We start from the raw sequence: 24,192 nt of genomic DNA on the forward strand, positions 1-24,192 counted from the left end.
ATAAGAACACTATACGACATAAGACCTCACAGGTTTTCAAAACCTGTGAGGTCTACCTTACTACTAATTATTTATTAACAAATCATTTATTTAAGTATAACTCGGGGGAATCTAAAATGGTAACATTTTTACGTTCTTTGTTATTAACAAATATAATTGCAATGTCACATCGAGTGCTACGCTTTTGGGCGTAGTGTATCGAGATGTTTTTGAAAAACAAACCTAATGATCATCACTATACAATCAATACTATACAAAAATGCACTTTTATACTGTGTTATTGGTATGTGTTTTTTATACACCACCCTTGGTTATACCCAAGCCGTAACCGACACTACAGTTGCCTCACAACATTTTACCAAAGCAGATGTATTATTAACCGATAGCAAACTAGATAGTGCTGTAGTATATTTTAAGAAAGCCTTACTCATCTACCAAAAGGCCAACGCCTGGGAACGTGTTGCCCGATGTTATAATAAAATTGCTGAAAGCCAATGGCGAGACGGAAAGTATGATAAATCCTATAAAAATGCACAAAAAGTACTAGAAATAAGTAAAAAACATTTGTCAGAACATAATGAAGAAAAGGCTAGTGCTTATGATAATATAGGTAAATATTATGAATCTAATAATTTAGACTATAAAACTGCCTTAGACTATTATGAAAAAGGGTTGAAAATTAAATTAAAAAATTACCCAAAAAACCATCCTGCCATTGCAAATTCATATTCTCGAATAGGAAATATATATTATCTAAAAGGTGATTATGATAAAGCATTGATATATCAGAAAAAAGCTTTTGATATGCGAATTAAAGCTTTTGGTGAACATCATCTTGATGTTGCGATTTCTTATATAAATATGGGTAATACTCTTTTTATGCAACGTAAATATGATAAAGCATTATTGTATTATCAAAAGTCCTTAACTATTCGAGAAGAACAATTAGGATCATATAATCTAAGAACATGTATTTCTTATTTCAATATAGGACTTATATACTATAAGAAAGAAGAATATGATCAAGCATTACAATACTTAGATTTGGTGTTGTCTAATAGGATTCAAATACTTCAAAAAAATCATAAGAGAGTTGCTATATGTTATAGAGTTATTGGGGATATATACCGAAAAAAAGGAGAGTATAACAAAGCTCTTTTTTATTATAAAAATAACTTAACCATTTTGATGTATCTGTATGGAAAAAATCATCATATCCTAATTACAGCTCTCGATCAAGTTGGTGTGTGTTATAAAAAAAGAGGAGAATATGATAAAGCGTTGTATTATTATAATCAAGCTATTAATATTGAAAAAAAATTATCAAGACAAGGCAAAAAAATATACTTTTCGGTTTATAACAATATAGGTGTGGTATATAAGTATAAAGGAGCCTATGATAAAGCACTAACTTATCTTAAAAAAGGACTAACCATTAACATTGAAGCTAAAGGAGAAGATCATCATTCTGTTGCTACTATCAATAATAATATAGGAAATATCTATAGATTAAAAGGAGAGTATGATCAATCTCTATTGTATTATAAAAAGGCTTTAGCCATACGAACACAACTATTTGATCAAAAGAATTCTGACATAGCAGAATCTTATTACGATATTGGGCAGTTGTATACCTTAAAAAAAGAGTATGATAAAGCGTTATACTATACTAATAAAGCTTTAACAATCAGAATTGCTGTTTTCGGTAAAAACCACCCTGGTGTTGCAGATTCTTATGAAAGTATTGGGAACAACATCTATCATGCCCAAACAGATTATAACACAGCTTTAGAATATTATCAAAAAGCCTTGACCATACGACAACAAATATTCGGTGAGCATCATCCCAAAGTTGCACAGTCCTATACTAAAATTGCAAAAGTATATGCTACACAAAAAGAGTTTGCAAGCAGTTTAACGTATTATAATAAAGCTATAGCTGCTAATATTAAGCCTGATACCCAAACCAAGGCAACTTTTACTCCAGAGCACTACTTAAACTTAGATGTTTTGTTAAGCTCTTTATTAGGCAAAGCCAAAACCTATACTGCTTTGTATACAGAAAGTAACAATATTAATGATCTTAACGGTGCAATCCAAACGTACCAAAAAGCAGATGCCCTTATCCATACGATCAGGGAAACTTATACCAATTACCAGGACAAGGTGCGTTTCGCTCAAAAAGCAGCAGCAGTATACCAGGGTGCTATAGCTACACAATTACTAGTATACGATACGAAAAAAGAGCAATCCTCTTTAGAACAGGCGTTTTACTATGCCGAGAAAAGTAAAGCCAATACCTTAAAAGAACTACTTACCGATGCCAATGCTAAGACCTATACAGGATTACCAGCAGATCTTGTGGCATTAGAAAAAGAACTAAGGATTGATAAAGCGTTTTATCAATCTAAAATCACAGAGCTCTACAGTGGATCCAGGATGAGTACTAAAGATTCTCTAAAAATGGTTCGTTATGAGAATACACTATTTGACATTAGCAATAGGCAAGATTCACTAATAGCAGTATTAGAGCAGAACTACCCAAAATATTACCAGCTTAAACATGAAAATGCTATTGTTACGGTTCGTGATATTCAGCATCATCTAAACGATAATACTACAGTACTCGAGTTTTTTACTTCAGAGCGTATTACCTATGCTTTTACGATTTCAAAAGATAAGATCGCAGTACAAGAATTAGCGACTCCCAATCTTACGACTACTATAGAACAGCTACGAAAAGCCATTACGTCACAAAACCTGGCAGCCTATAAAACAACGGCACATGCTTTATATAACCAATTAATGGCCCCGATTGCCAATACTCTTCGACAGGCTCAGAGTGACACGTTTGCTGGTGATGAATTGATTATCATTCCCGATGGACCACTGTGGCATTTAAATTTTGAGTTATTGCTGACTCAAAAAGATACAACAAATAACCCTGCAGACCTATCATATTTGCTTAAAGAATACGCGATTACCTATGCCAATGCGGCTAACCTGTTATTTGCCAAAGATAAAAGTGAACAGCTCACACAACAACGGCAGGAGTGCCTGGCATTTTCGTTTTCAGATAGTACGATAACGACCAATACAATGAGTTTGGCCACGCTAAGAAATACCGGTATTGATCTTCCGGGGACGCGAAAAGAGATCAAAGCGATCTCTAATATTATCGATGGACAATATTACTATGGATCACAAGCTATAGAAGCTAATTTTAAGAAAAATGCAGGTAGGTATGCGATACTTCACCTGGCGTTGCATGGGGATGTAGACAATGAGCGACCAGAGAATTCAAGACTCTATTTTACCAAAAGTAAAGATACGATAGAGGATAACCTGTTGTATAGCCACGAATTATTTGCTTTGGATATTCCGGCAGAACTTACTGTACTTAGCGCCTGTTATACAGGTACCGGTAAGATTGCTAAGGGAGAAGGGATTATGAGTTTAGGAAGTGCTTTTCAATATGCGGGTACTAAAAGTTTGCTCTTAAGCAGTTGGGAAGTATCGGATCAAACCACTCCAGAATTGATGCAATACTTCTATACCAACCTTAAAGCAGGGATGAATAAGGCAAAAGCATTACAACAGGCCAAATTGCAATACTTGGCTACGGCAAATGTCAATCGTACACAACCGTTCTATTGGGGAGGGTTTTACCTGGTAGGAGATTCGTCACCAATTGCTTTTGAGAGTAATACCCTGTGGTATTGGGTAACATTGGTATTACTTGTATTGATCGTAGTAGGTTTGTTTTGGTATAGGAGAAGGGTAAAGAATGTGAAATTTTAATATTGAAGTACCATTGTTTATACTAATAATTATTAGCCTTGTCATCCCAGCGTAGGCTGGGATCCAAAACACACTAATATGCTTAAACCAAAACATCAATATGCCGTATATATAATTACCAATAAGAAAAACGGAACGCTCTATATTGGTATGACCAATAATTTAGAAAGAAGAGTCTTTGAACATAAAAATAAATTGATTGATGGTTTTACTAAAAAGTATGAACTGGATATGCTAGTATATTTTGAAATATATAAATATGTAAATGATGCTATAACTAGAGAAAAAAGATTAAAATCATGGAATCGACAATGGAAAATTAATCTCATAGAAGAAGATAATCCTAATTGGAAGGATTTGGCATGTGACTGGTACGATTAAATGGATCCCAGCCTACGCTGGGATGACAAATTGCTGGGAAGAAAAAAGATAAGAAAACAATAACTTACCTTGCCATCCCAGACTTGATTCGGGATCCATTATCGTGTTATCCAAAGTGGATTCCTGTCTACGCTGGAATGACAGGCGAATTTAGATTTAAAATGTGTTACCCTAAGCCCTTCGATAAACTTATGTAGCGTCAAAGGGTTGTTTTGGACTCCTCACAGACTATTTACCGATCATCGGTACGTGTATAGTAATCCTCGCAATACGAATACCTTTCTGCGCATTCCTTTTATCGGTCATCGGTATAGGTATATCGATCAGCGCAATAGGGATACCCTTCCCCGCATTCTTTTTATCGACCAGCGGTATACCGGCACCTTCCCCCGCAAAGGGGAAACCAATCCCCGCAATAGGGTAAGGCTCCCTCGCTGCGCGGAGATCTCAACCCTGTGCGCGGGCCAGTAATAGCAATAGATTGCTAATAACCTGAGTCCGATTATCTGAAATGCGTCAGCTTGAGACATCCAATAAAAAATTTATCCAGTGTTAAAACTGACGTTCCAAAGCAGAGCTTTGAAATCTTTTTTCACCAGTATAAGATTTGTTTTGCGTTAAAAAATCTTGAAACCTTGGAAAGATTTTAGCACAATAAATCTGGTTTTCAGTGAAATTGAAAAATACCTTGAAAAAAGTGCCTTTTCTTTTGGTTCGTTTTCTTTGGGCAAGCAAAGAAAATGAACAGAAAGCCAAAACAAAGGAAATTAGATGAAATTTAGAAGTATATAAGTTTATGAAAAACAAATCATTATAAAATACGTCAATGGTAGTGAAATTCTATTAAGAATTTTATATCGACCTTTCGATAAATTCAAGGTGGTAAGCATTTCAATGCTAAAAAGCTATTCGAGAAAGCCCTGTTACTGATGTTTTTTTTAGATGTGTATTTAAAACCTGAGTTCGACTTAAGAAAATTTACGTCAGTCAGAGTGATTTTCGGTAGAAAATTGTACTTCGACCTAGCTCAGCAGAACTATCGAAGACAAGTAAATTTTCAAGTAAAAGCCTAATTTCGATACAATTTTTCTCCGTTTCACTATGAAAAATCACTCAATTTGACGGCTTTTTAAAACTAAATCTAGACCGAACTCAGATTTAAAGTGTCTACCTACATTACTTCTTGATAAAACTTTTAACGATATCTTCTTTAGGGTATTTGATTTTTATGAAATAACAGCCTTTAGAAAATCGACTAACATTGATTTGTAATGTATTATCTACAATATCAACAGAGGACTGTCTCAATATTTCTTTTCCCGAAATATCATACATGAAAACTTGTATGTTTTCTGGAAGCTCATCAAAATCAAATGAAACACTAAGGAAGGTGTCTGCCGGATTAGGAAAAACCTGGATAGTATTGGTAGTTTCTACAGGCAATGGTGGCAGAGGTGGAGGCGGATTTTCATTATCCCCTGTCGTAAACGAAAAATAAGATGTCCAATCCCCGGTATCATTGTCTTTTATCCTCCAGCAATATTCTGTATTTATAGTAAGTGTATTTTCTGGAACCACAAACGATTCTTCAGATATATTAGACGCTGTAAATATAGGGGCCATTTTGGTGGCATTAGCAGATGCTGGCTTAGAAAATTTATAAAAAGTATTAGGCTCACTTACGATATAGATAGTCCCCTGATTATCTACCGTTACTCCTTCTGCCTGGCGAATTCTATCGGGTAAGGTACCATTTGCACCGTTAGGACCAAGATCTAAACGACTATATTCTTTTCCGGTGATATCGGTTTCTACTAATGCTCTGGATTCATGACTTAATACAAGAAAATGAGTATTATGACCTATTGTATTGTTTCCTAAATGATGTAAACCAGACAAATCTCTAAATCCAAAATTATTTGTAGCAATATCGAATGGATTGGTAACAGTAGGAGGAGTTGATAGATCTGCGGGTACTTCTAAAGAATATATAGTCAACGGACTTTTTTCTTTCACCAGGATTAATTCGTTTGTATCTGCGGTGTAGCCTACTCCTTCCAGTCCATTATTTGCTCCCCAATTACCGGGAAGTTGAATGTAATCTGTTGGATAAGAAATGGTTGTTGTTGTGTTTTCTACTGTAATTTTAACTGCTCGTCCTCTTTTTTCTTCAATAACAAAAAAATCGGTACCATTTACCCATACCAAACCTTCTGTATCATTAAAACCTTGTAGCGGAATACTTCTTATAACATCACCATCTAAGTTCAATTCATACAGTCGGGGAGGATCGTTGATCACAGCAAAAATTGTATTAGTAGTGCTGTTGTAAGTTAATCCGGATAGATCATCAGGAATTTGCGTAATCGTTTTTGGACCCTCGATAAGATTAAATTGATCCAGACCCAAACCGATTGTAGGATTTGGAGGGGGAGGGGGGTCTATGGGGCTACAATCGGTTATTTCTAAAGTATAAGAACTTGCGGAGCCTGACCATTCTAAAGTAGGAGTAATGGAAATATTTTCTGAAGCATTATCTGGTCGAATTAATGCTAATTCATTATTTTCTACAGCACCTGGTGCTACTGCACCGATATCGGCATTTACCCTTAGCCTGCCTAAAATATCATCTGCAGGAAGCTGATCTGCTCTTGCCATATTAATAGCAGGACTATTGGTCCCGGGTGTTCCATACGTGTTTACTAAACGCTCGAATGCTTCTCTAATGGTAACCGAACCATCTTTAAATTGGTTTAAAGAAGAATTATAATGGGGAATGATTAGATTGTTTTGATCTCCTAACAGTGGATTAGCCGTTATACCATTTGCATCATCTGCACTATTAATTTTATCACTGCTATCTTGAGGTATAGGAGTACCATTATTCCAATATAAGTTAGTGTCTAAAGTATAGGTGTCGGTATGAGATATAGGGCAATCTGAAAAATCATTCATAGTCCCTGTAGGGTCAGACCATATATTATTGTAAATATTAATATTGTTGATAATAGGATTTGTAGGTTCTCTGTTAAATCTAAAAGCAAATGCATTAGCTGGTAAATCTCCTGTTACTGTATTGTTTCTGAATGTAATATCTCTACAGCCCTTAATACCAAAAGGGGCTCGCATAGGATTACTACTATTTCCCAGCATTAGGTTATTTTCGATCATGACATCAAAGGCCTGGTAATGCGGTTCACTGTCTTCTCCTATAAGAACAAAGTTTGTAGCTACTGTTCCTTCCCAATTTAGGAATACATTTCTACGAATCTTAACATTTCTCGAACCAGTATAGATATCATTACTACCACCACTATCTTTAATAACAATAAAACTACTGGTAGCATTGTTATTTGTACGACCACTACTCGAAAAATCGTTTAAGAAAATATTATCCTGTATAACTAAGTTTTCTACACTGTTACCATCGATGTGTTCATCAGATCCGGCTTGATTAAAAAATAGGTTTCCCTGAAAAGTGATATTGTAAGAGGCAGCATTTACTTTTACAAGATCATTATTGTAGCTATCATGTATAATACAATTCTGAAATGTGATATCATGTACATCGCCATTCCCATCTCCATCAATATGAATAACTAAGGGAGCAGCACCAGGAGCATCATGAGCTATATCAAAACCATCAAAAGTAATACCGTGGCAACCATTAGGGTTTTTATACGCGGTAATCACAGTAGTATTGTTGCGTAATTTTGCCATATATGACACTTGTGATTTTACCAAAACACCAGTAGTAAAACTTCCTCGAACTCTAACCCGCCCATTGTATGTACCGGGTTTTACCAAGATTGTACTGCCATCTGTAACCGTATTAAGAGCATGTTGGATGGTTGCCCAGGGAGTATCGTTAGAACCATCGCCACTAGAATCATTTCCTTTTGTAGCTACGTAGTAGGTGGTTTGGCCTGTTAAAGAAATAGAGATAATAAGTAGTAAGAATAATAGTGTTTTTTTCATTTGACTTTTCATTTAATGTTGGGATATGTCACTAAATCAGTAGAAGTCAACTTCTTCTATAGATTTGTTTACAAAAAATAAAGGGACAAAGTGTAAAATTAAATGAATTAATGCATAAAATACCCCCTGTTTTCAGTGAAAAAAAGCTTGATAATTTGAGGATTTCTATTAAAATTAGAGCAGGTAAAGTGTAGTTTTTAGTATAGAAAAGTGTAAAAATCTATATAAGGAAGGAATGCTTTATAATTTTATTTTTTCTGATTTCGGATATGGGGTAATCAGGACGATATTGCTGCATATTCGAAACATACCAGAAAAAATAAACCCTTCAAAAGTTCTTGAACTTGTGAAGGGTTTGTATATACATCTACAAAGGAATATTCCCATGTTTTCGATCAGGACGCTCGACAATTTTATTTTCGAGCATGCTAAATCCTTTAATTAGTTTTCTTCGGGTATTTTTAGGCAAGATAACTTCATCTACAAAACCACGTTGTGCAGCTCTGTATGGATTAGCGAATTTCTCTGCATACTCAGCTTCTTTTTCGGCAAGTTTGGCTGCCGGATCATCTGATGCTTTGATTTCTTTTCTAAAAATAATCTCACTGGCACCTTTGGCACCCATCACTGCAATTTCTGCAGAAGGCCAGGCAAAGTTAAGATCTGCACCAATATGCTTAGAATTCATCACATCATATGCACCACCATAGGCTTTACGTGTAATTACTGTTACCTTAGGTACGGTAGCTTCACTTAAGGCATATAACAATTTAGCTCCGTGTACAATAATACCATTCCATTCCTGATCAGTTCCCGGTAAGAACCCAGGAACATCTACCAATACTAACAAAGGGATATTAAAGCAATCACAGAAACGTGTAAATCGCGCAGCTTTTTTAGAACTATTTACATCCAAAACTCCAGCCAGAAATTGAGGTTGATTGGCTACAATCCCAATACTTCTTCCGCCCAGACGAGCAAAACCTACAATGATATTCTCTGCATAGTCTTTATGAATTTCATAGAAGGAGTCTGTATCAATAATCCCGCTAATTACCTCGTGCATGTCATAAGGTTTGTTGGGATTATCAGGAACAATAGAAGAGAGGTTGTCTCTTACTTCGTCGCTTAAGGTATATTCTAATTTTTTAGGTTGCTCTTTATTACTTTGTGGTAGGTAACTTAATAGCTTTTTTACATCTTCGAGGCATTCTATATCATTAGAAGATGTAATGTGTGCTACTCCTGATTTTGTAGAATGAGTACTGGCACCACCTAATTCTTCAGAAGTAACTTCTTCGTTGGTTACTGTTTTTACCACATTAGGCCCGGTAACAAACATATAGCTGGTATCTTCTACCATCATTGTAAAATCTGTCATTGCAGGAGAATATACAGCACCACCTGCGCAGGGTCCCATAATAGCAGAGATCTGGGGGATTACCCCAGAGGCTTGTACATTTTTATAAAAAATATCGGCGTACCCACCCAGAGAGCGAACTCCTTCCTGGATTCTGGCACCACCAGAATCATTAAGCCCTATAATCGGTGCTCCCATTTTTACAGCCATATCCATAACTTTACAGATTTTCTCGGCATGAGTTTCGGATAAAGCACCACCAAAAACGGTAAAGTCTTGTGCGAAAATATAGATTAATCGTCCGTTTACGGTTCCGTATCCTGTAACAACGCCATCGCCATAATAGATCTCTTTATCCATTCCAAAATCGGTAGTACGGTGTGTTACCAGGATACCAATTTCTTCAAAAGAGCCTTCATCAAGTAGATATGCTACACGTTCACGGGCAGTTAATTTTTTCTTTTGATGCTGTTTTTCAATACGTTGCTCACCACCACCTAATTTTGCCTGAGCAATTTTATCTTGTAATGTTTTTATTTTTGAATCCATAATATTAGAGTGTTGGTATGCGTAACGTTTTTTGATCTTCGATGTATTGTTTCATAGCAATTAAGGCAGCAATTTTGGCTTCTTCTTCCATTGCCGATTGTATGGTGTCCGGGATAAAATATTTCTTTACAAAATGTGTGTCGAAATCACCAGATTTAAAGGCATCATGTTCAAACACGAATTTACCAAACGATAATGTCGTTTGTACTCCTTTAATAGTATAATTGTCAATTGCTTTTATCATTAACTGTATCGCTTCTTCACGAGTTTTTCCGTAGGTAATTAGCTTCGAGAGCATGGGATCGTAGTAAATAGGAATATCCATTCCTTCTTCAAAACCATTATCTACTCTAATGCCTTTTCCAACAGGTAATTGATAGGTTTCTAAGTTTCCTACACTGGGTAAGAAATCGTTAAGCGGGTCTTCTGCATAAACTCTTAACTCGAGAGCGTGCCCTTGTATACTTAGATCTTCTTGTTGTATGGGTAGTTTTTCGCCTCTGGCTACTTTTATTTGTAGTGCTACAAGGTCTGTTCCCGTAATAAGTTCGGTAACAGGGTGCTCTACTTGTAGTCTGGTATTCATTTCGAGGAAGTAGAAATTATGATTTTCATCTAAAAGAAATTCTACAGTCCCGGCACCGAGGTAGTCACAGGCTTTGGCTACTTTTACGGCTGCTTCTCCCATTTCGGATCGTAATTCTGGAGAAAGCACTGCAGAGGGAGCTTCTTCAACTACTTTTTGATGTCGTCGTTGTACACTACATTCTCTTTCGAATAAGTGTACTACGTTGCCATGGCTATCTGCCATTACTTGTATTTCGATGTGTCTTGGCGAGGCAACATATTTTTCGATAAATACAGAACCATCTCCAAATGCCGAGGTAGCTTCGCTAATGGCACGATTCATTTGTGATTCGAGGTCTTTTTCTTCTTCTACCACACGCATCCCTTTTCCACCACCACCTGCAGAGGCTTTAATTAAAATAGGAAAACCTATTTCTGAAGCGATAGCTTTTGCTTTGGCAACATCGGTAATAGCTTCGTCTATACCTGGTACCATAGGAATATCATAAGCCTTAACAGCATCTTTGGCTGCTAATTTACTTCCCATCACCTTAATGGCTTTTGATTTAGGGCCTATAAAGATGATATTGTTTTTTTCTACTTCTTCTGCAAAATCTGCATTTTCACTAAGGAATCCATATCCGGGATGTATCGCATCTACATGTAGTTGTTTAGCAACTTCAATGATTTTGGATCCTAATAAGTAAGATTGGTTAGAAGGAGCTTCACCAATACAGACGGCTTCATCTGCAAATTTTACGTGTGGAGCGTTTCTGTCTACGGTAGAGTAGATTGCTACGGTTTTGATTCCCATTTTGCGAGCTGTCGTCATCACTCTAATTGCAATCTCACCTCTGTTTGCTACTAATATTTTTTTCATATTAAACTATATTAGAACATATTGTTCTGTTTAATGCCTGTGATAGGCTAAGCGAATTCGATTAATAATTGTCCTTTATCTACTGCATCACCTGTAGTGGCCGAAATGGATTTAATAACACCGTCTCTGGGAGATAGAATAATATTTTCCATTTTCATAGCTTCCAAAATAAGTAAAGGATCATCTTCTTTTACTTCCTGGCCTATTTCAACCTGAACATCGAGAAGTAGTCCGGGCATAGGGGCTTTAATCGCATTTACCTGTTTAGAAGATCCAATAGAGAATCCCATTGCTGCAATCCGGGTATCTAATTCATTGGTAATGTCAACCTGGTAGCTGTTGTTATTAACCTTTACAGTATATTTTTTAGTATCGAAATCTGATTGTACAATTTCTGTATGAAAAGATTTATTGTTTTGAAGAATGTGATGGGTTGATTTAGAATTACTTACCATATCTATTTTTGAAATGTCTTCTTCGGTAAATTCAAAATCAAAAATAGTATTTACACTAACTTTATATGTACTACTCATAAATGTGAATATTTGACTTGCAATATAAAAATAGATATTAAAAAGAACCAGATAATAATTAGAAGTTTATTCCTTCAGCTTTTATGGGTTTCCACAACAATTCAATTTGATATGAACTTATCTTTATGTATTCAATATATTATGATTAAACCATTTGTAATTATAAAAGTCTAAAGAAGAAATACAATGAACTAAAAACTAAATATTTATGAAAAAGCCCCAATCAATTTCAATTTTTTTTACTTTCTTTTCCTTTTTTATATTCGCATGTATTGCATGCTCTAACGATGATGATACAACAGCAGGTAGTGATAGTGATGGCGGGACAATAACTTCTACAGATTATGACATAAGTCCGATATTAGCCAAATTTAATGCAGCAGGATTGTCGTATGAGATTAGTGGAGATAACGTAATTTTTACTACGAATAACCTACCGGATCATAAATCTCCGTATTACCTGGGTACCGAATGGGAAGCAGAGTTATACGAGCCTTATACAGGTAGTAATACAAACTTTACTTTAAACCCTAATAGAATTGCAGAGCAAAATATCACGATCACCATCCCGATACGTCCGGCAGAAGCTACTACAAAAGAAGCAACAGCATTAGGTGCCATGGGTATTGCAATTAACGGAGTGGTTTTTTACAATCAATATGCAGGCCCTAATAACCAACCTTTAACTTCAGAGATTAATTCTTTTGATCAATATCTTGGGCATCCTCAACAGCAAGGAGGATATCATTATCATCAGGAACCAGAATATCTTACCAATACGTATGGAGAGGACACGTTTCTTGGCCTATTGGCCGATGGTTTTCCTGTGTATGGTCCCATAGAAAATGGTGAGGAAATTATCAATACGGATCTAGATGAGTATCATGGTCATACGAGTGCTACTACTGATTTTCCTGATGGGATTTACCATTATCATATTACTTCTGAAGATCCATACATTAATGGAAATGGATTTTTTGGTACTCCCGGAAATATTACAAATTAGCAGATGAAACAAGTATTAAGAAATTTCAACAATTACTAAAATTTAAATACGTGAAAAAGCTATTGAGTTTTATCATAATACTAACAATCCTGGTTAGCTGTATTTCTGAAGATACTGATCGTATTGTTGTGACAACAGATACTAATTTGCATCTTGATAATGGTGAGTTGTTTTATAAAACCAAACTGTTTTCGGGAATGTTGATCGATTATTATAAAAATGATCAGATAAAATCAAAAGTAATTTATGTTGATGGAAGAAAAGAAGGAGAAGAACAGTCTTTTTATAAAAATGGAGAGCTTAGAACAAAACGTTTTTATAAAAAAGGAATAAAAGTGGGTATTCATAAAGGATGGTGGCCCGATAACCATCATAAATTCGTGTATCATTTTAATGAAGAAGGAAAATATCATGGTAGTGTAATGGAATGGTATGCCAACGGACAGCTTTTAAAATCTTTTCGGTTTAACCACGGAAAAGAAGAAGGCAAACAACAATTGTTTAGATCCGATGGTAATATTAGAGCAAACTACGAAGTGATTAAAGGCGAACGATTTGGTCTTGTTGGATTAAAAAAATGCTACACCATAAAGAAGGATTCTACAAAAATTTATTAAAAAAATGAGATTATTTTTATCATTATTCATAAGTGCGATTCTTGTATGTTCATGTAAAAGACAAGAAGATAAGGCTATTGTGAAACCTACATTAGATAAGTTGCCATATTTTATTGCTTCTGATTTTACACCACAGTGGCTTACTGCATCTGAGCTTGAAGGAAAACATAAAATATCTCCATTTTCATTTATCAACCAAAATGGGGATACTATTACTAATGATACCTATAAAGGTAAGATATATGTTGCTGATTTTTTCTTTACCATCTGCCCTGGAATTTGTCCCAAGCTGACTAAAAACATGAATTTGATTCAGGAAACGTATAAAAATGATAGTGATATTAAATTATTGTCACATACAGTAATGCCGTGGCATGATTCGGTTCCTGTTTTAAAAGAGTATGCAATAAAGAATACTATAGATGATAGAAAATGGAATTTGGTAACCGGGGATAAAGATGAGATCTATACCATTGCTCGCGAAGGGTATTTTGCAGATGAAGATTTTATAAAGACTCAGGATGAGAATAGCTTTATACATACAGAAAATTTTATACTAGTCGATACACAAGGATATATTAGGGGAGTATATAATGGAACTATACCCTTAGATGTAAAGCGATTAATGCGTCATATAGAAATTTTGAAAAAAGAAAGACTATAATGCCTATCATTTAAGAGAATTTAATAATCATAGGTATTCACATATCGTTTATCGAAAGCTTTACAATAGGATGTTTTAATACGCTCTTTTTATGATTTATTTCCTAATACTCTGCTAAATAATTTTTTAAGAAGGGGAGAAGCATCATCCATATTTCTTTCTCTTTCTTTGGCGGTTAGAATACCATTATCATCATAAAACAGTTCATAGCTAAATACAAATCTATTAGCTTCTTGACCTACTCCCATTTGCCCAAACCTAAGGTCATTAAAAAATAATTTGCCATTCATTTTTTCGATAGTATACCAACCTTCTGATAATTTAATTAATCTGGGAATAAGAGGATCATCTTTCATTTTACCCAACAAATGATGGTTTTTAGGAAATTCTGAAAAAGTAATAATATCTTCTTTTTCTAATAAAGAATAATATGCTATTAAAAAAGAATCTTCGGTTTCTACATTAGCAGTCCATAAAATACTATTGAGAGGAGTTGGTTTTGTTTGAATCTCTTTATATCGAATATGTTGATTTTCTAGATTGGTCTGAAACACCCCATACGTATACCATTTTAATCCCAGTGTTATAAACATATAAATACTACTAATGTATAATCCAAGGGTATTGAACTTTCTTCTTTTGGGATGTGTACGTTTATAGAACATTGCCAGAATCACAAAAATCAAAAATGGTATAGTATACAATGGGTCTACAACAAAAATATTTTTAAAAGAAACTTTATAATCAAAAGGCCAGAATAGCTGAGTTCCCCATGTGGTAAATGCATCTAATATAGGATGTGTGAGAAGACCCAGAAACATAAGTCTTGACCAATCTTTCCAGTCTGCTTCATTATTGCGATGGATTTTAGAAATCATCCAGCCAAATAATGGAGCGACTAGTATACTAAAGAGTATGGAGTGTGAAAACCCACGATGTAATTCATTTGCTGTAATAGGATCAACAAAAAGTTTGGATAGTACATCCAGATCAGGAATAGTTCCTGCAATGGCACCCCAAAGCATAGCTTTGTTACCTACTTTTCTACCCAGAACAGCTTCTCCTACAGCAGCCCCTAACACGATTTGGGTTAATGAATCCATTAATCTAATTGAAGTTTATAAAGAGTTTCTGATTTCATATTTATTGGGAGAAATCAATTTGTTTAAAGGTTTTAAAAGTCTATTTAGAATCAGGTTGGTACGTCTTACATATAATTTTATTCTCATATAGGTTTGACATCTAAAACCATCAACTGAATGCATTTCAAATTTACATCTATTTTTAATAGTCTTTATTAAAAGTATGTCAAAACTAATATTGGATAAGATAATTAAGATTTTTTAAGTTATAAATTGCTTTATTTCAGAAAAGTAATTTTAGAAAATACATTTTACCGTTAAATTTGTGTTGTTAAACGAAAACTATTTCATAAAATTTAGTTTTGTTATGGTCATATCAAATAAGTTTATTTCCTTTGAGCGTAATTGGAAAAGTAAATGAATACATTGGTGAATTGTGTCTTGTTAATAGATGATGACAAGGCTACAAACTTCTTTAACGAAAGGGTTGTTACCAAACACGAAGACTTTTATCAGGTTAATACTGTGCAAAGTGGTATGGCGGCTCTAGATTATCTTAATGCTGTAGAGAATAATACAGCAACAAAACCTGACCTTATTTTTTTGGATATCAATATGCCTGCAATGAATGGATGGGAGTTTTTGACCGAGTTTTCTAAACTGGATCAAAAAGTAACAGCTGATATTAAAGTGATTTTATTATCAACATCTTCTAACCCAGATGATGTAAGAGCATCTGCCAAAAATCATTCGGTCGATGATTTTATCAATAAACCATTATCTATGGATTTGTTGGATGATGTGTTAAAAAACCATTTTTGATAATGAAAAAATTAAAACGTTTTCTTCTCATTGATGATAGTAAAGCAACTAACTTTTTTAATAAAACAATTATTGAAAAAGTACAATGTGTAGAAGAGGTTTTTATTGCCGAAAATGGACAACAAGCACTAGATCATATTCAATCCGAAATTGTTCCTGAAATTATTTTTTTGGATATTAATATGCCTGTCATGGATGGTTGGAAGTTTATTGCCGAATACCAGAAATTAGATGATAAATATAAGGGATCTATTATAATACTTATGCTGGGAACAGAGTTAAGTAAAGAAGATCAGGAAAAAGCAGAGCGTATTTTGGAAATAAAAGAATATGCACAAAAAATGTTAACTAAAGAGATTGTTTGCAAGATTGTGACAAAATATTTTAAATCGTCAGAGTTGGATTCTTGCTCAGAATCATATAAAAAGATACTATAACTTCAGATATTGCCCCCATATATATTTGTATTTTGAATGAACTTATGATAGTTTTGAATGCGCACAAAGCAATCTATTTAAAATCTAAATAAGTAAACATATTAAGACACAGATTAAAAAAACTCCTTCTATTTTGTTAGTTCAGTATAGGTTATGCCTTACTGGGATACTATTTCTTTGTTTTATTTCTGGGGCATTTTCTCAATCGAGAGCAGTAATATCAGGTAATGTCTCTGATCAATTTGGTAATCTGCCAGGAGCAAGAGTCGTTATAGAAGGTACAGATAAAAATACTACAACAGATGTTAATGGTAATTATAGTTTTGATGTTGATGAGGGAGAGTATATAGTTACTTCAGAATTTGTGATGTACACTTCGGTTTCTAAAACAATACTAGTTAAGGTTGGAGATACTGCAAAGGTAGATTTTATCTTAGAAACGGGATTCTCGATCGATCAACCAGTTTCTTTGGGATCAAGGGCTAAACCAAAATCAATCTTAAAAAATACAGCGGCTGTAGATATTATTTCACCGCAACAATTAACGAATTCGTCCCAGGTAGAATTGAGTCACATTCTTCATTATCTGATTCCTTCTTTTCATTCTACACATCAAACAATAGCAGATGGTACAGACCATATAGACCCAGCTACACTTAGGGGATTAGGGCCAGATCAGGTACTTGTGTTGGTTAATGGGAAACGCAGGCATAATAGTTCTTTGTTAAATGTTAATGGTACTGTGGGTAGAGGGTCGGTAGGTACCGATTTTAATGCGATACCCATAGCATCTATAGAACGCATTGAAATATTACGAGATGGAGCGACCTCTCAATATGGTTCTGATGCTATTGCGGGAGTAATTAATATTATCTTAAAAAAGCAAACAGAAATTATTCAACTCGATAATAGAGTAGCAATAAACACCGAAGGAGATGGACTTAATATATATTCTTCTGCAAATTTTGGATTAAAAATAGGAAAAGAAGGGTATATAAATGTTACAGCAGAATATAGAGATAGAGAGTCTATTAATAGATCTGGAGACTATACGGGTACAGTATATTCTAATGATAGTACAACCGATCAAACACTAATCGAGGAAAACAATTTTTTTGCACAGACAGGATATTCTGGTAAACGAGTAATGGAGATCGGAAGTGCAGAAACCCAAAATCTTGCATTATCATTTAATGGAGAAATAATAATGTCTGACTATGCAACATTTTATATGCATGGAGGGAGAAATTACAGAGAAGGAACCTCAAAAGGATTCTATCGTTTTCCTAAAGATGAGAATAGGGTAGTTTTAGAGTTGTTCCCAAATGGTTTTTCTCCAGAAATTCTTACTGATATTCAGGATGATGCAATTACAGGAGGAATACGAGGAATTAAAAACGAATGGAATGTAGATTTTAGCCATTCTATTGGAGTTAATAGGTTAGATTATACTGTAAATAATTCTAATAATGCCTCCTTAGGAGTAACATCGCCCAGAACATTTCATGCAGGAGGGTTTATCTACAAGCAAAATACGACAAACCTTGATATTTCAAGAACATTTGATTGGCTAAGTGGTGTAAACGTAGCCTTTGGAGCAGAACTGCGAGTAGAGAATTATGAGATCGTTGCAGGAGAAGAAGCTTCTTATGTTGATGGAGGAAGTACCTATACCGATACTTCTGGAGTAGAATTGCCTAGAATTGTTGGGGCGCAGGTTTTTCCTGGTTTTCAGCCAGAAAATGCATTAAACCGTTTTAGAACAAATAGTTCTGGATACCTGGATATCGAAGCTAATATAACAGACAAACTTTTAATTAGAGGAGCCGCCAGATATGAAGCATATAATGATTTTGGAGGTCAGGCAATCTGGAAACTATCAGGTAGATATAGGGTTAGGGATGAAATTAGTATTAGAGCAGGATTTTCTACCGGGTTTAGAGCACCTTCTCTTCATCAGGTATTTTTCCAGAATATAAGTACCCAGTTTATTAATGGGGAAAGTGTACAAGTAGGTACCTTTAATAATGAAAGTGCTGTTGCTACAGAGGCTTTTGATATCGGCAACTTAAAACCTGAATTATCAAGTCATTTTAATACTGGTTTCAGCGGAAAACTAAACGATAACATTACGTTTAGCTTCGATTATTACTTAATTAATATACAGGATAGAATTGTTCTTTCGGGAAGATTCGCAGAAGGATATGAGGAAATATTAGAACCTTTTAATGTTGGTGCCGCTCAATTTTTTACGAATGCGATAGATTCTAGAACAACTGGTGCTGATCTATCACTGTTTTTTAAAACAACTCTTGGGACAGGAGAATTTAATGCCTCTCTGGGAGGCAACTTTACAAAGACCAAAGTAAAAGGGCCAATTAACGTTTCGCAAGCATTAGTAGGGCAAGAAGAAGTATTGTTTAATAGAGAAGAAATTGCCAGAGTAGAATTTGCACAACCTAATTATAAAATAAATTCACTGCTTTCTTATGATTTTGAGGAGTTTGGATTTCAGGTGGTAAATACACTTTTTGGTAAGGTTAAATTTATTCATCCAAATGATGGCAATTCTCTAAATTGGGTAGTAAATGATTTTACAGGAAATATAGAATCCAGAGATCAGGTATTCTCTCCTAAACTTGTAACAGATATGGCTATATCATATCAGGTTAGTGATTATATAAAATGTACCCTTGGAGGGAATAATGTTTTTAATGTCTATCCAGATAAACATAAACATGCCGCTAATACAGAAGATGGAAATTTTATGTATAGCAGGAGAGTGCAACAGTTTGGTCTTAACGGATCGAATTATTATGTAAGACTATTACTTAAATTATGATGTGTAAGCGTCAATATATATCGACAGCATATACTAATGTAATAGCTATACTTTTATGCATTTTTACCACGAGTTTTTCTGCAAGAATAAAGGCTCAGGAAACAAGTAATGAAGAAGTAAAAAGATTACAGCGCGCCATATTTGTTTTTAACTTTGCACAACAAATAGGTTGGCCAACTATAGAAGAACAATCAAATTTTAAAATAGGTGTACTTGGACCTGATCGAACAATACTAGATTTAAAGGCAATGTCTCTAAGGCGTAAGATCCATGGTAAACCAGTAGAGATTGTTCGATTTCAATTTGTTAAGAATGTAAAAGATATTCAGTTACTGTATGTAAATCATAAGTATAACTATGATATACATTATATCCTTAGTAAGATTTCAGGAAAAAACATAATGCTTGTCGGAGAGGATTATAACTTTAATGCTTCTATGATTAATATGGTTAATGTAGGAGATTCTTTTGAATATGAGATTAATGAAAGTCGAATAGCAAAAGAAGGGTTTACTATTGTTCCTACATTAGGAAAACACGCTATTACTTCTTCAGAAAAATGGAAACGTTTATACCGAAAAACAGAAAGAACTCTAAACAAGGTACAAGAAGATAAAGATAAGCAAGAGGCGATATTAAAAGACAAAGAAAAACAAATACAATTTCAGGAAGAAAAAATAACAGATCAATTAGAAAAAATTGATAGTAAGGAGGGAGAAATTAACAGAAGAAATAAAAAGATAGAAAGTCTTTATTCTGAGAGTGAAATACAACAAAAAAAATATAAAGAAAAGGTTGTAATCGAAAGAGAGCTCGAAAAAAATATCCAGGAACAAGTTGCTTTTATAAAAAGTCAGGAAGAAAAAATTATACAAAGCAACCGGGAAATTAGTAAGCAAAATGAGTTTCTTAAAGAGCAGAAAGAAAAGATCAAAGAACAGGAGAACGTATTAAACCAACAAGCTTCAGAACTTTATACTCATAAAAAAGTAAATATATTGCTTATTGTCTTGGTACTCCTTACTCTTATTATTAGCTTTTTTATATATAGGAATTATCGAGCTAAGAAAAAATATAATCAAGAGCTGAAGCATAAAAACCAGGAAATATACAAGCAATCTGTAGAGCTAGAGGCAAAAAATAAAGAATTAGAACAATTTGCATACATAGCAAGTCATGATCTTCAGGAGCCTCTAAATACAATATCGAGTTTTATTGGATTATTGGCCGAAGATTATGGAGAAAACTTCGATGAAGCCGGAAAAGAGAGTATGATTTTTATTCAGGATGCCAGTGTGCGAATGAAAAAATTGATTGATGCATTATTAGAATATTCTAGATTAGGAAGAAGTAAAGAATACGATACTGTTGATTGTAATACTCTTATAGAAGAGTTAAAAAAGGATTTAAAGGTTGTTCTCGAAAAAACAGGAACAAAAATTAAGGTAAAGGACCTACCTGTAGTTAAAGGCTCAGAAATAGAACTTCGATTATTGTTTCAAAACCTTATTAGCAACGGTATTAAATTTAGTGCTCCCGATACCATTCCTAAGATAGATATTGCATGTGTCGAAAAAAATGACCCAGAAGACGCATCAAAAGGTTTCTGGCAATTCTCTATAAAAGATAATGGTATCGGGATACCAGAAGAACACCAGGAACGAATATTTGCAATTTTTCAAAGATTACACTCCAGAGATAAGTATGAAGGTACAGGAATCGGTTTGGCGCATTGCAAAAAAATAGTAGAAGCTCACGGTGGTAAGATCTGGCTTACCTCTAACGAAAATAGCGGAAGTACTTTCTATTTCACAATTCCGTATTAAAAATACAACTACAGATCTTTTTATATTCATTTGGTTAGGGTGTTATATCGTTTAAATATAAAAACCCCTGAAAACCGTGAGTTTTTCTTAAACATTCCAAAGTATTTTTGAACCTTATAAATAATATGGTAAACCATCATTTACAATATTGACATGCTAATAAGGTATATGTTTACACAGTTGAGTAATATGACTAATCAAGGAAATTGTTGTGTGTAATTATTTGACTATAAGTTAATTGTTTGGTGGTGTGCTAAGGATATGAATAGTTTTAAGAAGTTTTACTAAAAGTGTTTTAGTTTTTTGGATACCCCATTGAAAAAGGATAATGTCGTAGGTTTTTTATTAGGAAAATATTGTTATTTGGTCCCAAAAATACTCTGTTTTGCTTTTTTATTTTGCTTCTCAACTATTGCATTTGGCCAGGATTTAGGTCAAATAGGAAAAGCAAAATTATTTAAATTAACCGGAGGCGTGGCAGCAAATTCAATCTTTTATGATGGACAATCTAGTAGGGAACCATTTACATACTTCCTTACAGGTAATGTTAATTTAAATATTAGCGGAGTATACAATATTCCTTTCTCATTTTCATATTCTAATCAAAAATTTCAAAGCAGTAACCCTTTTTCCTTTAACAGATTAAGTATACACCCATCATACAAATGGGTGACCACACATATTGGGGATGTAAGTATGACATTTTCACCATATACTTTAAGTGGACATCAATTTACAGGTTTGGGAGTAGATCTTACTCCAGAAGGGCCTTTTAAGATTAGTGCAATGTATGGACGATTGCTTAAAGAATCAGAATATAATCTTAATGATCCACAATCCCAGCCTGCGTATAAAAGAATGGGATATGGAGTAAAAGCGTCTTATGATTTTGAAAAATTTTCTATTGGAGCAATCTTTTTCAAAGCTTCTGATGATAAAAATTCTATTGAGAATCCTGTGCCGGTAGAATACGAGTTGCAACCCAAAGATAACGTAGTTGTAAGTTTAGAAGGAAAAGTAAAGCTTTTTGGTAAAGGAGAGATTCGTGCAGAAGTAGCTTCATCTGCAATAACTGAAGATATAAATGCAAAAGGGGAAGAAGGAACCCCATTTGTGTTATCTGCATTAATAGATAATAACATTACTACCCAGCATTATAAAGCTTATAACGCCAATTTCTCTTACCCGGTAGGACATGGTACAGTAGGTATAGGATATGAATATATAGACCCTGAATATAAAACATTGGGAGCTTATTTTTTTAATAATGATCTCGAAAATATTACACTTAATGCTACCCAGAATTTATTCGGAAATAAGGTTAATATCGCTTTTAATGCAGGCCTTCAAAGAGATGATCTTGATAATACGAAGAATACACAATTGCAGAGAGTAGTTAGTGCTGTTACTATTGGGTACACTGCTTCAGAAAAACTAAGTATAACAGGAGGATATTCTAATTTTCAATCCTATACTAATATTAAAAATCAGTTTGATTATATCAACGAAGTCTCCCAAACCGATAACCTGGATACATTAGATTTTCAGCAAATTTCACAAAATGCAAATCTTAATGTGAATTATCTTTTAAAGGATACCGAAGACCAAAAACGAAATATTAATGTTGGACTATCTTTTCAAAATGCTACAAACAAGCAGGGTGGTCATACTGTAGAAAATGGAGATTCTAATTTCTATAACGGAAATGCATCGTATACCCTGGGATACCCTAATACTGATTTAAATATTTCAGCTGCTGTTAATGTTAGTTATAATACTATAGGTGTGGATAACAGCCTTACTTATGGCCCTACATTATCAGCAACCAAAAAATACTTTGACAAAAAACTAAGAACGACAGCTTCGGCAAGTTATAATCAGAGTAATAGTAACGGAGAAAAACAAGGAGAAGTTATCAATATAAGAATAGGAGGAAATTATACCTACATAAAGAGACATAATTTTAACCTTAACATCTTAACTCAGTTTAGAAATGCCGCAACATCGGGCAGAGATTTTACAGTAACCTTTGGTTACAATTATACTTTTGGCAAGTTTAACCCTCAAATAAAATTACCTAAAAGAAAAAGAAAACAAAAAGCCAGTAAGTTAAAAAGGCGCAGAAAATCCAGAGGACAGGAGATACTTGATTTTAGATATAGAGACTCTTTATATCATGGTACTATGGATGAGATAGACGTCCTTTTAGAGAATGTTCAAAATCATCCTCATTTTAACCATATCCCCGAATATAAGAAAGAAGAACTTACGATGTTACGATTGGTAGTGGCCGATGTAAGAAAAGCAAAAGAGTATAAGCCAGAAGCAATTAATTTCCTAAAAGAATTATACAAATACGAAGATTTTCTCGCAGGGTATAATCAATTGGTTTTTGAAATCCTTACAGAATTAAGAAAGGACATGCTACGTCTTGATTATGCATTTGAAAAAGCTTTTGTAAGGGCAAAAATCGCAGTGGATAACCATAGCATGCACAAGAGAACAGAAGAACAACGCCAGAAATCTTCACCAGAATTAAAAAGTAGATACAAAGAATTTCAACAAAATTCTGAAACCGCTCTGGCCCGATTGATAGGACATCGATGGACATTGCCTATCATAAAAAGTTACAATACTATAGAAAAAGTAGAGTACCCTGATGCGTTCCTCAAAGAAGTAATGGAGCAGGAAAAAGATAATATATTCCGTATGGTAGATAAAGAGGAAGATGATCAGAAAATAAAATTATATATGATCACCCAGATCATTGATTTTTACCTGAAAAAGTCTCTGAATTATACCGACCCGGATAAGTTTGATTTAAAATATATAGAAAAGAACTAACCT

General features: G+C 34.2%; 15 protein-coding genes. 10 read left to right on the top strand and 5 right to left on the bottom strand.

Features of this window, described 5'->3' with window-relative positions; translation table 11 throughout:
* Positions 1 to 225: 225 nt before the first annotated feature.
* Complete coding sequence (locus tag Z053_RS0106165; protein WP_035095286.1) at positions 226 to 3,801, top strand: CHAT domain-containing protein; 3,576 nt, start codon at positions 226 to 228, stop codon at positions 3,799 to 3,801.
* 78 nt (positions 3,802 to 3,879) lie between these two features.
* Complete coding sequence (locus Z053_RS0106170) at positions 3,880 to 4,182, top strand: GIY-YIG nuclease family protein (protein WP_025664166.1); 303 nt, start codon at positions 3,880 to 3,882, stop codon at positions 4,180 to 4,182.
* Between the two features lie 1,176 nt (positions 4,183 to 5,358).
* Here the strand turns inward: Z053_RS0106170 and Z053_RS0106180 are convergent.
* From Z053_RS0106180 to Z053_RS0106195, 4 genes are all read right to left on the bottom strand, one after another.
* The gene (locus Z053_RS0106180; RefSeq protein ID WP_035095288.1) at positions 5,359 to 8,160 is read right to left on the bottom strand and encodes an SdiA-regulated domain-containing protein; all 2,802 of its coding nucleotides are present in this window, start codon (positions 8,158 to 8,160) and stop codon (positions 5,359 to 5,361) included.
* A gap of 367 nt (positions 8,161 to 8,527) precedes the next feature.
* Positions 8,528 to 10,069: an acyl-CoA carboxylase subunit beta gene (locus tag Z053_RS0106185; protein ID WP_025664168.1), complete on the bottom strand. Its 1,542-nt coding sequence runs from the start codon at positions 10,067 to 10,069 to the stop codon at positions 8,528 to 8,530.
* Between the two features lie 4 nt (positions 10,070 to 10,073).
* Positions 10,074 to 11,516, bottom strand: coding sequence for an acetyl-CoA carboxylase biotin carboxylase subunit (accC, locus tag Z053_RS0106190; RefSeq protein ID WP_025664169.1), 1,443 nt, complete (start codon positions 11,514 to 11,516; stop codon positions 10,074 to 10,076).
* 47 nt (positions 11,517 to 11,563) lie between these two features.
* Complete coding sequence (locus Z053_RS0106195; RefSeq protein ID WP_025664170.1) at positions 11,564 to 12,049, bottom strand: acetyl-CoA carboxylase biotin carboxyl carrier protein subunit; 486 nt, start codon at positions 12,047 to 12,049, stop codon at positions 11,564 to 11,566.
* 208 nt (positions 12,050 to 12,257) lie between these two features.
* Between Z053_RS0106195 and Z053_RS0106200 the strand changes: the two genes are divergently transcribed.
* From Z053_RS0106200 to Z053_RS0106210, 3 genes are read left to right on the top strand one after another with little or no spacing between them, the layout of a single operon-like run.
* Positions 12,258 to 13,055, top strand: coding sequence for a YHYH protein (locus Z053_RS0106200; RefSeq protein ID WP_025664171.1), 798 nt, complete (start codon positions 12,258 to 12,260; stop codon positions 13,053 to 13,055).
* Positions 13,056 to 13,105: 50 nt separating this feature from the next.
* Positions 13,106 to 13,672 carry a toxin-antitoxin system YwqK family antitoxin gene (locus Z053_RS0106205; protein ID WP_025664172.1) on the top strand — a complete coding sequence of 189 codons (567 nt, stop codon included), beginning with the start codon at positions 13,106 to 13,108 and terminating at the stop codon, positions 13,670 to 13,672.
* Between the two features lie 4 nt (positions 13,673 to 13,676).
* On the top strand, positions 13,677 to 14,336 hold the full coding sequence (locus tag Z053_RS0106210; RefSeq protein ID WP_035095291.1) for an SCO family protein: 660 nt from the start codon (positions 13,677 to 13,679) through the stop codon (positions 14,334 to 14,336).
* An 89-nt stretch (positions 14,337 to 14,425) separates the two neighbouring features.
* Here the strand turns inward: Z053_RS0106210 and Z053_RS0106215 are convergent, their stop codons facing one another.
* The gene (locus Z053_RS0106215; protein WP_025664174.1) at positions 14,426 to 15,439 is read right to left on the bottom strand and encodes a metal-dependent hydrolase; all 1,014 of its coding nucleotides are present in this window, start codon (positions 15,437 to 15,439) and stop codon (positions 14,426 to 14,428) included.
* 396 nt (positions 15,440 to 15,835) lie between these two features.
* Between Z053_RS0106215 and Z053_RS0106220 the strand changes: the two genes are divergently transcribed.
* The 5 genes from Z053_RS0106220 to Z053_RS29895 all read left to right on the top strand — a co-directional run bounded on the left by Z053_RS0106220 (position 15,836) and on the right by Z053_RS29895 (position 24,189).
* Complete coding sequence (locus Z053_RS0106220; protein WP_025664175.1) at positions 15,836 to 16,240, top strand: response regulator; 405 nt, start codon at positions 15,836 to 15,838, stop codon at positions 16,238 to 16,240.
* A 2-nt stretch (positions 16,241 to 16,242) separates the two neighbouring features.
* Entirely contained in the window at positions 16,243 to 16,677 is a 435-nt protein-coding gene (locus Z053_RS0106225) for a response regulator (RefSeq protein ID WP_051475996.1), read from the top strand.
* A gap of 133 nt (positions 16,678 to 16,810) precedes the next feature.
* On the top strand, positions 16,811 to 19,519 hold the full coding sequence (locus tag Z053_RS0106230) for a TonB-dependent receptor (protein ID WP_025664177.1): 2,709 nt from the start codon (positions 16,811 to 16,813) through the stop codon (positions 19,517 to 19,519).
* Complete coding sequence (locus Z053_RS0106235; RefSeq protein WP_081748221.1) at positions 19,516 to 21,345, top strand: YfiR/HmsC family protein; 1,830 nt, start codon at positions 19,516 to 19,518, stop codon at positions 21,343 to 21,345. The genes Z053_RS0106230 and Z053_RS0106235 overlap by 4 nt, the downstream gene beginning before the upstream one ends.
* A gap of 303 nt (positions 21,346 to 21,648) precedes the next feature.
* Positions 21,649 to 24,189, top strand: a complete 2,541-nt coding sequence (locus Z053_RS29895) for a TonB-dependent receptor (protein WP_025664179.1) — start codon at positions 21,649 to 21,651, stop codon at positions 24,187 to 24,189.
* Positions 24,190 to 24,192 lie beyond the last annotated feature (3 nt).

It is taken from the genome of Aquimarina megaterium XH134 (genome assembly GCF_000520975.1).
Lineage (GTDB): Bacteria > Bacteroidota > Bacteroidia > Flavobacteriales > Flavobacteriaceae > Aquimarina > Aquimarina megaterium.

Excerpts from the sequence above, each read along its gene's own strand:
- Z053_RS0106235 (WP_081748221.1), top strand. The coding sequence starts at position 19,516 with ATGATGTGTAAGCGTCAATATATATCGACAGCATATACTAATGTAATA.
- Z053_RS0106170 (WP_025664166.1), top strand. The coding sequence starts at position 3,880 with ATGCTTAAACCAAAACATCAATATGCCGTATATATAATTACCAATAAG.
- Z053_RS0106165 (WP_035095286.1), top strand. The coding sequence starts at position 226 with ATGATCATCACTATACAATCAATACTATACAAAAATGCACTTTTATAC.
- Z053_RS0106195 (WP_025664170.1), bottom strand. The coding sequence starts at position 12,049 with ATGAGTAGTACATATAAAGTTAGTGTAAATACTATTTTTGATTTTGAA.
- Z053_RS0106225 (WP_051475996.1), top strand. The coding sequence starts at position 16,243 with ATGAAAAAATTAAAACGTTTTCTTCTCATTGATGATAGTAAAGCAACT.
- accC (WP_025664169.1), bottom strand. The coding sequence starts at position 11,516 with ATGAAAAAAATATTAGTAGCAAACAGAGGTGAGATTGCAATTAGAGTG.
- Z053_RS0106210 (WP_035095291.1), top strand. The coding sequence starts at position 13,677 with ATGAGATTATTTTTATCATTATTCATAAGTGCGATTCTTGTATGTTCA.
- Z053_RS0106215 (WP_025664174.1), bottom strand. The coding sequence starts at position 15,439 with ATGGATTCATTAACCCAAATCGTGTTAGGGGCTGCTGTAGGAGAAGCT.
- Z053_RS0106185 (WP_025664168.1), bottom strand. The coding sequence starts at position 10,069 with ATGGATTCAAAAATAAAAACATTACAAGATAAAATTGCTCAGGCAAAA.
- Z053_RS0106200 (WP_025664171.1), top strand. The coding sequence starts at position 12,258 with ATGAAAAAGCCCCAATCAATTTCAATTTTTTTTACTTTCTTTTCCTTT.
- Z053_RS0106180 (WP_035095288.1), bottom strand. The coding sequence starts at position 8,160 with ATGAAAAAAACACTATTATTCTTACTACTTATTATCTCTATTTCTTTA.
- Z053_RS0106220 (WP_025664175.1), top strand. The coding sequence starts at position 15,836 with ATGAATACATTGGTGAATTGTGTCTTGTTAATAGATGATGACAAGGCT.